A 13,013-nucleotide genomic window follows, 5' to 3' on the forward strand; every position below is an offset into this window, starting at 1 on the left:
GTTTCCTAACCGAACCGGCACAGGATGTCCTATTAATTCTAAACTTTACTATAACATCAGCGCATTGAGTGATATTTGTTCTCATAGGCTTAATATTATAACATACCGAGGTTACGGAGCGGCAACATTTCTCTGACATTTTCGTGAATGTTATTCCAAACCCCACTCTCGACGGAGTTCCGCCATCGATTTGTAACCCACACCTTTATTGTAAAAATTACCAAGCCAACTCCCGTCTTCACGGAAAAAGAAGCGATCGTCCTGCTCTGCGTGGGCGAGTTGGTATCGTGTATCAATACTGATACGATAACGGTCAGAGAGGTTGGGAGCACTGCTGTGCATCATGTAAAGTCCAAAAATAATAACGTCCCCCGGTTGAAAGTGCGCGGTTGCCAGTGTGAATCCGAATTTCTCAACCATTTCTCGTGGATCGGTACTGAAAACGGCTTCCGTCAAATCGCGATCCATATCGGTCGCGCCATAGGTTGACTTTAATCGATCGTGACGGTGGGAACCGAGGCAGATGACGAGGGGTCCATTTTCCAAGTCGATGTCTGTCAATGCGCTCCACATCGTGTAACGGTTCTGCGTGCCACGTCCAACATAAACACTATCGTAATGAAAATGGTTGTTTCCACCTTTTGCCATGCAACGAAGCCATCGTTTGTCAAACGTAATGACTGGACCACCAAGGAATTCTTCGTAGAACCGCATCGTTCGCTGGCTATCCACAACATCGAGAATCGGTTTGGCATGTGCCACTTCAGTTTGCCGAAAAAAACTAAATGTCTGATTCGTTTCGCCAATGATACCTGCTTTGACTGGAGTGTCCGGCTTTAATCCACCGCTTTGCGCAATGGCTTGCAATGTCCAATGTGCAGCTTTCTCTGCATCTTCCCGCGGATGAAAGCCGCGAATAAACAGATAACCATCTTCACGTATCTTTCTGTGCAACGCACCGAAATCATTGAGAAGAGGGGTGGAATCTGCTAATTCGAGGATCTCTTCACCGAAATGAAAAAGATACTCGCCGAATTCAAAGGGAGTTCCTGTTTGAATTTTTTTAGGTGTATTTACTGTCATTTCCGCCTCCAAAACATAAATGCAATATACACAAGAATTGGGTAAGACAACAACGCTGTTGACCAAGCGATGCCCTCTAATCCCCACTGCTGCATGAAGAACCAATTGAGAAAAGGATTTAGAATAAGCCTGATAAGCGTTGCCGTAACAACTGTCCGGTGTGCCTGGCGTACGAGATGCGCCCGGATTAGCAAGCGGCTGATTAAACGCGGGAGCATTCCTAATAGGTAGATGCCGAGCAATGAAGCGATATGGGACTGTCCTGCCTCGGACAACTCTCCGTGTCCATATAACAGTGTAACAATGTCCACTCGGAAAAGGTATAGGCACATCAGGAAGGGTAGCATCAGAATTAGCAGCGCAACGACACTTTGCCAGACACTTCGCTGTAACTGCGTCCCGGTAGGACGGAACTCCGATGCCAAACCCTTTCCGACTTGTGAATCGGCGGACGATATCTTTGCCCAATGCGAAAGTAGAACTGGAAGCGTTACACCCGTGAGCGTTTCAGGGATTGCACACAAACGTAGCGCGTAATCCAATTTCGAGACAGAACTTGCGCCCAATGAACTTGCCATGCCTCTGTCGACGACTGGGTTTAACCCATCTGAGATCGCTGCACCCATCATCAGCAGACATTGCCGTAGAAATTGCGTCGTGTAGGGGGTCGTCTGCCAGCTGGGTTTAAGGTGAAGCGCAGATAGATTCAGGACAGCGCAGCATCGCCAAAACAGAACAATCAGTTGAAACAGTTCACCGATAATCAAGGCGAGAGGTATGCTAAACCATGTTAGGAACGGCTGGCAGAGGTATATCACACCGATGACAAGGATAGCACGGAGTCCTTGCGCGATAGCCGGTAGGTGAAAGGCTTGATACGTGTCTAAGATTGCCTTGAGCATCCAGCGGGCTGCGGCGATAATCGTAAAGCAGAGGAATCCACACACGAGGCCGATTGTCGTAGCGGGTGAAAGTCCTGTACTCGGCAAAAAAGGTTGAGAGACGACCCATGAAACGAAGACGAGGACGCAGCAAAGTCCCGGCATGAATACGATATACCGAGAAAAAATCGATTGGACGCAACGGCGTGCCTCGGTTTCACTTTTCGCACGCGCTTCCGCTAACATCGGGACAAGGACGGAATAGGCGGAGGCCGCACTGAGCAATTCAATCAGAAATACGGCGATGCCCCAATAATAGTAGATGAAATCCATTTCTGCCGGGGCCCCGAACCAATTCGCAAGGACGACGTAGATGAGAAATGTTCCCATACGTCCAACGAGGCTCAGCGGCGTAATAATCAGGACGTTCTTGAGGAGGGAAGCTTGGGACTGAGAAGCATGGGTGGACATGACGCAATTGACGAAAGGCGGACTTGAAGTAGAAGGCGTTATAGATGCCTCAGTGTCGAGACACCTATGACGCTATCAGGCAATAGATTTTTAGAAGCGACACCAGCGCAACTACTCACGCACTTGACCGTCTCCGTAGACGGTATACTTGTAAGTCGTCAACCCCTCAAGCCCCATCGGACCCCGGGAATGGAGTTTTTGTGTGCTAATCCCGACCTCGGCACCTAATCCAAATTCATAACCGTCTGTGAAGACAGTACTGGCATTGACATAGACTGCGGCGGAGTCCACCTCTTTAAGGAACCGTTGCGCCGCGCTGTAACTTTCGGTGATAATCGCATCGGAATGATGCGAGCCGTAGGTTTCAATGTGGTCAATTGCCGTGTCTATGTCGTCTACAACTCGAACGGATAAGATATAATCGAGGTATTCTGTCCGCCAATCTTCTTCAGTGGCAGGTTTCGCTGTGGGATAAATCTGCTGTGTTCGCTTGCATCCGCGGATTTCAACATCCGCACCTCGCAACTTGTCACAGAGCGTCGGAAGAAATTGCTCGGCAGCATCGGTATGGACGAGAAGGGTCTCTACGGCATTGCAAACAGCCACTTTGTAGCCAACTTTCGCATTCATACAGATCCTGGTAGCCATATCGAGGTCAGCGGCTCCGTCAACGTAGATATGACAAATGCCATCGGCGTGTCCTAACACCGGGACATCGGATTCTTTCATCAAAAACTGGACGAATTCGTTGCTGCCGCGTGGAATGACCAGATCAACCTCGTCTGGCAATTGGATGAGTTCATAAACCGCCTGCCGGTCAGTCGTGTTAACGAACTGGATGGCATCTGGCACGCCTTCTGAAGCAGCGGTCTTACTGAGGATATCCGCAAGTGTTGCGTTGGAGTGAATGGCTTCAGAACCGCCGCGGAGGATAACCCCGTTTCCGGATTTGATGCAGAGTGCCGATACCTCAACAGTAACGTCGGGGCGCGACTCATAGACCACTGCCACGACACCGATAGGGACGCGCACTGTTCCGATTTTGAGTCCATTCGGGCGTTCTCCCATACTGATGACCGCACCGATCGGATCGGGGAGTGCGGCGACTTGACGAAGATTGTCTACCATCCGTTCAATCTTCTGGTCATCCAATAGGAGGCGTTGCATGAGGGGGGCAGCGAGTCCTGTTTTTTCGCCTTTTTCGAGATCAATGCGATTTGCTTCCTGAATTTTATCTTTGGAATTCTGTAAACTTTCAGCCATCGCCAAGAGGGCGTGGTTTCGGACATCAGCGGAACTTCTCGATAATACACGCATCGCCGATTTTGCCTTTCGCGCCTGCGATTGGATCAGTTTTTGAATGTTTCCGTTCATAGTGTTCCTTTTTTTATGAAGCGTCTGCTGGCGGTTCCGGTGGAGCAGGAAATGGTTCGGTGAAAGGTTCGTTCCGTGCCTCTGCGGCGAGGCGGCGGCTATTCCACGCGGCGATCTCTCCGTAAACCTCGGCTTTACCTTTGGCTTCTGCTTCATCAAAACGTCTTTTGCGTCGATCTCGATAATCTTGAAGTCGTGAAAACATGATAATACCTCCTGCCAAGGACATTGTCACACCCGTTGCCCATGCCAGTGCATGTGGTTTACTCCCTAACATCGTATAGAACGCATCACCCCACGCTCGCGCTTTCAGCAAAATCTCGTGCAGGAAAATCCCGATCAGTATTGTTAACAGAGTAAGTGTAAAACGGATGAGAGCATCTTCGGCATCGCGGACAGTGAACAAGGCGGACCGAGTCTCCGTATTTTCCATGGATTTCCTTGACTTAACGAATATTTTAGCAGGTTTTCAACCAATATTCCAGAAAAAATAGGTTCGAAAAAATGGATATAAAGTTGGGTATATCAGTCGAGTAGGACTAAATTATCCCGATGTATAATTTCATCGTAATCGCGGTACCCGAGGATGTTCTCAATGTGCCTCGTGTGTTTTCCTGCGAGTTTAGCAGTCTCTGCAGAATTATAATTCACCAAACCGCGTGCGAATTCCGTGCCGTTTTCGGTGAGGCACGAGACGGTATCGCTATAGTCAAAATCGCCTTCAACGCGTCGGATGCCCGCAGGTAATAGGCTTTTACCACCTCGCACGAGGGCATCACGCGCACCGTTGTCCACAAAGAGCCTACCTTTCGGTGGACGTGAATAAGCGATCCACCGTTTCCTGCCGGAGATACGCGAATTTGGAAGAAATAACGTTCCGAGAAGCTCACCTTTCAAGAGCCTTGTTACAACAAGCGGTTCCTGTCCGTCCGCCATCACCATCATCTCTCCGGATCCGGTGACAATATCAGCGGCTTGCAATTTCGTCACCATCCCGCCAGTGCCGCTTGTAGTGCCAGCACGTCCAGCGGCTTTCCAGACCCCGTCTGAGATAGTCGTAACAGTGTGTATCAATTCCGAGTTAGGGTCGTGTCTTGGGTCTGCGGTGTAGAATCCCGCTTGATCCGAGAGAATAACGAGGAGTTGTGCTTGGGCGAGATTCGTTACATAAGCAGAGAGGGTATCGTTATCACCAACCCGAATCTCGTCCACGGCGACGGTGTCATTTTCATTGATAATCGGGATCACACCGAAGTGGAGAAGGGCGCGCAGTGTGTCGTTCATGCGGGTATAGCGTTCCCGATTGGAAAAATCATCCCGTGTCAGCAACATGAGTGCCGTCTGCTGTCCATAGTTGCGAAATAACGCCTCATAAACTGCCATCAACTCGATCTGTCCAACAGCCGCAGCCGCTTGTAGGCGTGGTAGCGTTTGCGGACGTTGTGTCAAACCGAGTCGGGGCCAACCCGCCGCAATTGCACCAGATGTGACAAGGATCACCTCTACACCGTCCTCTTTAACGAGTGCTAAATCGTGAACCAGCCCATGGAGGGCATCTTCGTTGAGGTGCGCGCCTTTTGAAATGGTGCTGCTGCCAACCTTTACGACAATGCGCTTTACCTCTGACAAACGGGCACGCTGTTCAGTTGGATTGCATGGCTCGTGGGCTATAGGTGAACTCAAATTCATCGATCTGAATGGTGTCTCCTTCCACTGCGCCGGCGCGTTCCAAGGCGTTGATCACGCCTATCTTTTTTAATTTCCGGTACAGCAGAATCAATGCTTGCTCATTTTCCAGGTCAGTCATAAGGACAGCGCGACGGGGTTCCTCACCACTCACAACAAACCCTTCCCGCGTTTCAGCGAGTTCAAACCGGGCGCGTGGCTCTGGGGGGAGTTCCGCTTCAAAGACAATCGTCGTCTCCGCCTCCTTTCGGGCGCGCGTTTCAAGGTATTGTAACGAACGGTAGGCTTGCTGTATCAATGGATTCACACCCTCGCCTGTAACTGCAGAGATAGGGAACACCTTCCGCTTACCGAAATATTTTTGGACACGCTCCAAATTCGCCGCAGCCTCCGGCATATCTATCTTATTCAACGCAATGATTTGTGGGAGTTTTGTCAGCAGCTCATTGTAATGCTCGAGTTCCAGGTTGAGTTGTTCGTAGTCCTCAATCGGATCCCGTCCATCTGTCGCGCTCAGATCAATGACATGGATAAGCATCTTGGTGCGCTCAATGTGTCGCAGAAATTGGTGTCCCAAGCCTGCTCCTTTGTGGGCACCTTCTATCAACCCAGGAATGTCGGCGAGGACAAAATTCTGTTCCCGATTGATACGGACAACCCCTAAATTCGGACGGAGTGTGGTAAACGGATAGGCAGCGATTTTCGGAGTCGCGGCGGAGGTACGCGCCAGCAGTGTCGATTTACCGGCATTCGGATAGCCGACCAAACCGACATCAGCAATCAGTTTGACTTCCAGACTTATTTCGCGTTCTTCTCCCGGCTCCCCTCTTTCTGCAACGCGTGGTGCCCGAAAAGTGCTGCTCTTAAAACGGACATTGCCTTTACCGCCAATTCCCCCGCGTGCGACAATAACAGTTTCATCATACTCTGTCAGATCCGCAAGTAACTCGGCTGTGTCCAGATCCCTAACGAGGGTGCCAGCAGGAACTCTAACGATACAATCTGTGCCATCGGCACCGTCTCGCTGCTTGCCCATGCCGTGTCCACCATTTCCAGCGACTTGACGTGGGTTATGACGCAAATCGATCAGTGTACTCATCCCAGGGGTAGCGATGAGGAGAACGTTTCCACCGTTCCCACCGTCCCCTCCATCGGGACCGCCACGAGGGACATATTTCTCTCGACGGAAACTGATACATCCGTTCCCGCCATCACCTGCTTTCACCTGAATTCTTGCTGTGTCCATTTTTTAATTATTCCTTGCGGTTCGATCAGGAGGGGTAGATATTAACGCGCCTTTACGTTCATCCGCCTGTGTGTTTTGGCAATGTAATACATTGTCCCGCAAGTCCACACGTTGTCCTCGGATGCCACACGCGCATCCGTTCTGGCGCTACGGAAATGTAATACAAGGAACGGATTTAGTCTATTCCCAGACTAAATCCAGTCTATCCGTAGACTAAATCCGGTATTTCTGCGTATTGTTGCAGGCTACGGTTCTGGTTATAGAAGACTTACAAGGTTTTAGCAATAAAACCCGCCTCGGTTATCGCCTCCGTGAGATGTGCAGGCGTAACGCTTAGCGCATCGAAATGAACGACAGCCTCGGCTTTACGCAAGTTGACCTTCGCACGCCGAACACCTTGCAGTTCTGTGAGGGCATCGGTTACGGTTTTGACACAATGTTGACAGGACATTCCGTCGATGCCGATTTTTAATTTCGTTTTTTTCATGATTTATACCTTTCTCGGAAAACTGTATTCGCACGATGGACACGTTTGCGTAGGCGTGCGAATCGCCAATCCACACGCAGGACAGATACGTTTCACCCGAAAACGTTCCACAAGACGAGACACAATGACGATACCTAAAAAAAGAATAATAAGAAAGGCGACTTCCCAAAAACCGATAGACACTGTTTACGCTCCGCAGTCCTTTACACGCGATTGGGTAAACCTGTGGACTACATTACGCCTTTAATCCGCGTAAGGTTTCGAGGTTTGTCGCGTGCATTGTCTCCATTTGGGGTGTTTCAATGATAAGCGGAATTTCCGCAAACCGGGAATCGTTAAGAATATAAGCGAATGCGGCTGCACCGATATTACCATCACCGATGTGTTCATGCCGATCCACGCGACTCTGATAGGTTGATTTTGCGTCGTTGAGGTGAAAAGCCTTTAATCGTGCTAAGCCGATAATCTCGTCAAACTGATTGAATGTTACCTCACAATCCACCTCCGTCCGGAGGTCGTACCCAGCAGCGAAAACGTGACACGTATCCAAACAGACCCCAAACCGATCCGGATATTTCGACATACCGATGACATCACGCAAATGTTCAAAGCAGTAGCCGAGGTTCGTGCCTTGCCCAGCGGTGGTTTCAAGGAGAACAGTGACATCCGGTGCCTCGGCGTTTTCATATAGAAAATCGAAACTTTCGGTTAACGCTTTTAAGCCGAGTTCTTCACCTTCGCCGAGATGCGCACCGAGGTGTGTCACGATGTAGCGGAGACCGAGTGTATCCGCAAGTTCCATCTGCTCCTGAAACTGCTGCCGTGATTTTTCGCGGACCTCTGTTTTCGGTGAAGCGAGGTTGCTCAGGTGAATATCGTGAACAATCACTTCTCCGATCGGAGAAGTTGTCCAAGCATCACGAAACTTATCCATGACTGCGGAAGTCGGCGGTTTCGCCACCCATCGGTTCGGGTTTCTCAAGAAGATTTGGATTGTATTGCAGTGAAGTTTATCGCCATTTTTGATGGCATTGTGTAAGCCGCCTGCTGTGGACACGTGTGCACCGAGGATCATATTTCAGTTGGTATCTCCTTGTATAGTGTTATAGACCCACATTTCACAGCAGTCCCGATCACATAACTTCCTTAATCTCGTGATTCCGCTGCGTGTGCCTGTTGGTTCGGGATTACATCGGTGTCCTTATCTGACAAAGGTTGCTGCGGCAGGGGATTTTCATTCTGTTTGAAATGATGGCGCAGAAATCCGATGGAGCCGGGAACGCCGAGTTTATCCGTAAGAACTTTAGCACCCAATTCATAGATTTCGATGTCGGTGAGTTCAAGTAAGCCCTTACGCCAAGCCTCAATTCTTTCGGCTGTAGCACGTGCTTCCGTTTCTTCTGAGGCTTTCCGCTCTTGAATCCGCTTGACCATTGTTGGGATATCTGGATCATCGTCCAACCATTTATGTCGCTCGGCGGTGTAGTCATAATCGTTAGGTTTACATTGCCGGAGGAACCGATTCGTATAGGTTGTTCCCATGTGTGCCATCAGTTCTTTAAGCCCTGCTTCATACAGTTGAGTCTCTGTCATTTCTAAGGTATTCATGTCAAACCTCCGATTGTAACCATATATAAGGGTTTTCAACCTGAGTGTGAAGCTGCATTTGGTAGCGTTTTGCTCTTCTGAGTAGCCTGTCATCGGTTGTTATACCATTTCTGATTGAAATTGTAGCATAAACTTTTAGTTTGTGCTTGCTTGTAGCATAGACTGTTAGTCTGTGCACTCAGGTGCGGTTAATGCGATATAAACTTTTAGAAATGGTATTAGAAAGATATGCACCTCGGCTTCTTCAGCACAAGCGAGATGCAAAGCATCTCTGCGCTTGAACCCCAGGACTTCAAGTTGCGCGCCTCTCTCGCTTTCACTTGACCCGACGGAAACAGTCTGGTGGGCAAGTATCATCCAATTTTTGATTTGAAAACGCATACCGAGATTTGAGGATTGGTTAACTTCGTCCGACAACACGTTACTGGTAACCCAATGCCAATGTCCACTAGGTAGTGTTTACATTGTGGCTCCGGATCCAGTCATGGCAAGGCTTCCATAGTTCTGCAATATCCATTTGATCTATAGACGTAAATTCTGATAGGCACTGACTTCCGGACGATTTTGATGATGGAATGTAAACACAACGTAGGACGTAACTGGCGCGCGTGCTGAGGCCATTTCGTTTCCAATAGCTTACAAGTTGTGTTATGGGTTGTGAGTTTTCCATCAATTTATCCATTTTCTTCGCATAATAACAAATTGGACTAAAAAAGTCAACGCGAAAAATATCTAAAGGATTCACTTGACTTTTTCACAGACCGTCTGTTAGAATTCACTCGTAGGAATATATCACGATCTTTAAAAAAATAAAATATGGCACAATATGACACAATCGTTAAACACCTTTTGGAATATTTCGCAAGCGAATATGCCCGGGTAGCACTTGACATAGAAAACGTAGAAGTCTTATCGACACTCAACACGGAGCATCCCTCCGTCAAGATGCTTCATAACGATGTTTCACTAAAAATAAAACTCGATGACGAGACGGCCATACTTCACATTGAAGTGCAGACGGACGATAGTAGAATCAAACCGATGCCGTTGCGCATCCTTGCTTATGCAAGTCAACTCATGCTTGAGCATGAACTCAATGTTTATTCTGTCGTGATGTATCTGCGTCCGCCTGCGGGACAGAATGATCCGGGACACTTGCAGTATGCACGGGGTCCCGACTTTGGTATGCATTTCATGTATAAAGTGGTTCGTCTGTATGCGTTGGAGGGTGAATCGGTATTGGATGCGGCATTGACGGGACTATTACCGTTTACACCCTTGATGTTGTCTCCTTCAGGCATGTCGGAGGGGGCATGGGCTGCGAAGTGTGTAGATGCTGCTCGTGCGGCGCCTGTAGACGAAACGACGCGCGCGACGCTTTTTTTTGCAATGCGTGTTTTCAGTAACTTCGGTAACCTCGAAGAACTTTTTGACACATTGATAACGGAGGACATCATGCAAGCATCACCTTTCTACCAAGAACTCCAACAACGTTTTTTACAGCAAGGTGTCGAGCAAGGCACCCGCGACAACATTCTCGCTGTGCTTACGGCGCGTTTTCCACACGTGGATATGGAGACCTTAAAGCCGACTTTGGAGGCGATATCCGATCTTGAAGAGCTCAATCAACTGCTGCGCACCGCCTCACTCATCGAGAATTTCGAGGCGTTCCTAAAGGCAGTTGAGAACTAAGGTATGGTAGGGATTTCCACATCTACTTTGCCTCCCAACAGCTTGCAGATGTGTTAGTGTAACCTCACCAAAGAATCGCGTAAGTCCTATCACTCACGGATGCACGACAGTCTTGATTCCGTGTTGAGCGGCAGCGTTATCAAATGCCGCGAGTCCCTGTGCCAGCGAAAACCGATCTGTGAGCAAGGGTTCAAAATTGAGTGCCTTTTCTATCAGGAGTTGCCGCGACTCTTCAAGACTTGAACGGGAAAACGCCCACGAAGCCATCAGTTTATGACCCGCATAGTGGAATTCCTCTAAATCGATGTGGAGCGTTTCACCATCCGGAGCAAGTCCAAAGAAGTTGACGCATCCCCCTCTACGGACAAGCTCGAAAGCGAGGGCAATTACGGATGCTTTATTGGTTGTGGAAGAGATGACAGTATCAACGCCACCGCGGGTGATGTCTTGAAACTGCGTGATTGCCTCCGGCGAAGTATCAAACGTGTGATCAGCACCGAGCACTTCGGCGGCAGCCCTGCGGTGAGCCAACGGTTCCACCACGTATGTTGCCAAACCCGCTCGTTTTGCCAATTGCGTGAATATCAATCCGATAGGACCGGCACCCAGAATAGCGACAGAATTCTTGAAAAGTGTTTCCCGCATCGCATTCAGGCAGCACCCCAGCGGTTCCAGAAAGAGCAACTCTTCAGGGGGGATGCTGTCAGGCACTCGGATAAGTTTACCGGTATCCACGCCGTGTTTTGGCATCCGCATATATTCGGCGTAACCCCCATCAATATCGTGACCGATACCTTCAATGGTATTGCAGTATTTATCCAAATCGTTCTGGCATTCAGGACAGACACCACAGGAAAGCATCGGATTCACAGTAACCCGTTCACCTGTTTCGACATCAGGGTGTCGACTCTCTACCACTACACCTGCGAGTTCATGTCCCATCACGACGGGTGGCGCGTAATCCGAAACATCGCCACGCAGCGCGGCAAGGTCAGAGGCGCAAATGCCGCAGAGTTCTATCTGGATGAGTACATCACCGGTCGCAAGCGTAGGGATAGGTTTCTCATGGATCCGTAGTTGCTGAATTTTCTCAAAAACAATCGCTTTCATTCTTTTAAATAATTAAATCTGAGCGCCGTTCCATTTCATTACACGGCGATTTTCGGTAAATACCAACCACCTCTGGACTCTATGAAAGGTTTTTAAATTAAACCTTGCTATGGCAGGGTAAGCACCAGACCTAACCCCTACGGGCATTGACGAGGAAACAAGTCTGCTCTCTTTAGTCCCGTAGGGACGCTATGTTTATAGCCGCTAAATTGAGCCTATGGGTTCACCACATTCAAGTTAACGCGCCAGATCCTATGCTTTAAACTCATAAGGGACCGTTTCTGCTTGATGTGTCTTGGCAGATTTTTCCGCCAAATCCATGATAGCGATGACGCGGCGGGCCGACTCCGGGGTCACCAACAACGGTGTGCCATCGTTTAAGTGAGCGACGATATTTTCATAGTAGGTAGGTCCCGGTCTACGATGGTAACCGACCTGCTGCTCTTTGGGGTGTCCCTCGACTTCGGATAAGACCTTAAAGCCGCCATCTCCATCGGTAATCGCGCCGTGTGAGCCGAGCAGTTTCCACCGAGATCCCCCAATTTTCGCGATGTTGGACATCTGGATATTCGCTGCCGCTCCATCCGCAACGACTTCTCCACCTGCGAACCGAATAATCGCTTGGACATGGTCCTCGTTCGTAATATCGTCCCAGACGAGGTTCGGTTGATAGAAGCCTGTCACGTTAATCATCGGTGCCTCAAGGACATTGAGCAGCCAATCGAGATAGTGTGCACCCCAATCGTAGAATTGTCCACCGGAAATTGCCTTGACGCTCCGCCACCAATCTGGATTCGGTCTCCCATAGCCCCCACCCCACATCTCGACGCTAAAGACTTTACCGATAACACCGGAATGGACGAGTTCACGAAGGGTCCAGAAGTCGGCATCCCACCGTCGGTTGTGATGAACGGACAACATGACCCCCTTTTCCTCGGCGGTCGTAATCATTTCAGTGGCTTCTGCGATGGTGACACACATCGGTTTTTCAACGACGACATGTTTACCTGCTTCGAGGCTCGACACAGTCGGACCACAGTGCAGACTGTGCGGGAGGACGTTCGCAATCAGATCAACACCATCATCCGCATTGAGTTCTTCAACCGAGTTATAGGTGCGGACGCCTGGAAAATCCTCTTCCGCCGCTTTTGTTCGCTCCGGATCAATGTCACAGATGGCAACACATTCGATGCCGTCTGTATTTTCCATCATATTTGCGTGGGCTTTGCCCATATTGAATGCCGCTCCATACCCGAGGACGGCACCTTTGATGGTATCTGCCATTTATTTCGCTCCTTCTCTTTTATGTGAATGCCTAATTATAACGTGAGTTTGATAATTAATTTCTGAATTTTTTGAAGAAAGAGAACCCTTT

12 protein-coding genes are annotated in these 13,013 nt (G+C 49.2%); 1 reads left to right on the forward strand and 11 read right to left on the reverse strand.

Annotation, left to right across the window (positions count from 1 at the left end; translation table 11 throughout):
- Window positions 1-150: 150 nt before the first annotated feature.
- The 9 genes from F4X88_13915 to F4X88_13955 form a co-directional block, all read right to left on the reverse strand.
- Window positions 151-1,083, reverse strand: a complete 933-nt coding sequence (locus F4X88_13915; protein MYA57385.1) for a phytanoyl-CoA dioxygenase family protein — start codon at window positions 1,081-1,083, stop codon at window positions 151-153.
- Complete coding sequence (locus F4X88_13920) at window positions 1,080-2,435, reverse strand: hypothetical protein (GenBank protein ID MYA57386.1); 1,356 nt, start codon at window positions 2,433-2,435, stop codon at window positions 1,080-1,082. Before F4X88_13920 ends, F4X88_13915 begins: the two co-directional genes overlap by 4 nt.
- Before the next feature lie 111 nt (window positions 2,436-2,546).
- Window positions 2,547-3,809, reverse strand: a complete 1,263-nt coding sequence (locus tag F4X88_13925) for a glutamate-5-semialdehyde dehydrogenase (GenBank protein ID MYA57387.1) — start codon at window positions 3,807-3,809, stop codon at window positions 2,547-2,549.
- 13 nt (window positions 3,810-3,822) lie between these two features.
- Complete coding sequence (locus F4X88_13930) at window positions 3,823-4,242, reverse strand: hypothetical protein (protein MYA57388.1); 420 nt, start codon at window positions 4,240-4,242, stop codon at window positions 3,823-3,825.
- A gap of 92 nt (window positions 4,243-4,334) precedes the next feature.
- On the reverse strand, window positions 4,335-5,498 hold the full coding sequence (proB, locus tag F4X88_13935) for a glutamate 5-kinase (protein MYA57389.1): 1,164 nt from the start codon (window positions 5,496-5,498) through the stop codon (window positions 4,335-4,337).
- Window positions 5,452-6,741, reverse strand: coding sequence for a GTPase ObgE (gene obgE / locus F4X88_13940; protein MYA57390.1), 1,290 nt, complete (start codon window positions 6,739-6,741; stop codon window positions 5,452-5,454). Before obgE ends, proB begins: the two co-directional genes overlap by 47 nt.
- A 268-nt stretch (window positions 6,742-7,009) precedes the next feature.
- A complete protein-coding gene (locus tag F4X88_13945; protein MYA57391.1) occupies window positions 7,010-7,228 on the reverse strand; it encodes a heavy-metal-associated domain-containing protein in 219 nt (72 codons plus the stop codon).
- Between the two features lie 235 nt (window positions 7,229-7,463).
- Window positions 7,464-8,303, reverse strand: coding sequence for a deoxyribonuclease IV (locus tag F4X88_13950; protein MYA57392.1), 840 nt, complete (start codon window positions 8,301-8,303; stop codon window positions 7,464-7,466).
- Window positions 8,304-8,374: 71 nt separating this feature from the next.
- Window positions 8,375-8,836: a hypothetical protein gene (locus F4X88_13955; protein MYA57393.1), complete on the reverse strand. Its 462-nt coding sequence runs from the start codon at window positions 8,834-8,836 to the stop codon at window positions 8,375-8,377.
- Between the two features lie 816 nt (window positions 8,837-9,652).
- Here F4X88_13955 and F4X88_13960 point away from each other — a divergent pair.
- A complete protein-coding gene (locus F4X88_13960; GenBank protein ID MYA57394.1) occupies window positions 9,653-10,528 on the forward strand; it encodes a hypothetical protein in 876 nt (291 codons plus the stop codon).
- A gap of 93 nt (window positions 10,529-10,621) precedes the next feature.
- Here F4X88_13960 and F4X88_13965 read toward each other — a convergent pair whose 3' ends face one another.
- Complete coding sequence (locus F4X88_13965; protein ID MYA57395.1) at window positions 10,622-11,638, reverse strand: alcohol dehydrogenase catalytic domain-containing protein; 1,017 nt, start codon at window positions 11,636-11,638, stop codon at window positions 10,622-10,624.
- Window positions 11,639-11,890: 252 nt separating this feature from the next.
- Window positions 11,891-12,922, reverse strand: a complete 1,032-nt coding sequence (locus F4X88_13970) for a Gfo/Idh/MocA family oxidoreductase (protein ID MYA57396.1) — start codon at window positions 12,920-12,922, stop codon at window positions 11,891-11,893.
- Window positions 12,923-13,013 lie beyond the last annotated feature (91 nt).

It is taken from the genome of Candidatus Poribacteria bacterium, assembly GCA_009839745.1.
Lineage (GTDB): Bacteria > Poribacteria > WGA-4E > WGA-4E > WGA-3G > WGA-3G.

Coding starts and splice junctions, on each gene's coding strand:
- F4X88_13965 (MYA57395.1), bottom strand. CDS start 11,638: ATGAAAGCGATTGTTTTTGAGAAAATTCAGCAACTACGGATCCATGAG.
- F4X88_13960 (MYA57394.1), top strand. CDS start 9,653: ATGGCACAATATGACACAATCGTTAAACACCTTTTGGAATATTTCGCA.
- F4X88_13970 (MYA57396.1), bottom strand. CDS start 12,922: ATGGCAGATACCATCAAAGGTGCCGTCCTCGGGTATGGAGCGGCATTC.
- F4X88_13945 (MYA57391.1), bottom strand. CDS start 7,228: ATGAAAAAAACGAAATTAAAAATCGGCATCGACGGAATGTCCTGTCAA.
- obgE (MYA57390.1), bottom strand. CDS start 6,741: ATGGACACAGCAAGAATTCAGGTGAAAGCAGGTGATGGCGGGAACGGA.
- F4X88_13920 (MYA57386.1), bottom strand. CDS start 2,435: ATGTCCACCCATGCTTCTCAGTCCCAAGCTTCCCTCCTCAAGAACGTC.
- F4X88_13955 (MYA57393.1), bottom strand. CDS start 8,836: ATGAATACCTTAGAAATGACAGAGACTCAACTGTATGAAGCAGGGCTT.
- F4X88_13925 (MYA57387.1), bottom strand. CDS start 3,809: ATGAACGGAAACATTCAAAAACTGATCCAATCGCAGGCGCGAAAGGCA.
- F4X88_13930 (MYA57388.1), bottom strand. CDS start 4,242: ATGGAAAATACGGAGACTCGGTCCGCCTTGTTCACTGTCCGCGATGCC.
- F4X88_13915 (MYA57385.1), bottom strand. CDS start 1,083: ATGACAGTAAATACACCTAAAAAAATTCAAACAGGAACTCCCTTTGAA.
- proB (MYA57389.1), bottom strand. CDS start 5,498: ATGAATTTGAGTTCACCTATAGCCCACGAGCCATGCAATCCAACTGAA.
- F4X88_13950 (MYA57392.1), bottom strand. CDS start 8,303: ATGATCCTCGGTGCACACGTGTCCACAGCAGGCGGCTTACACAATGCC.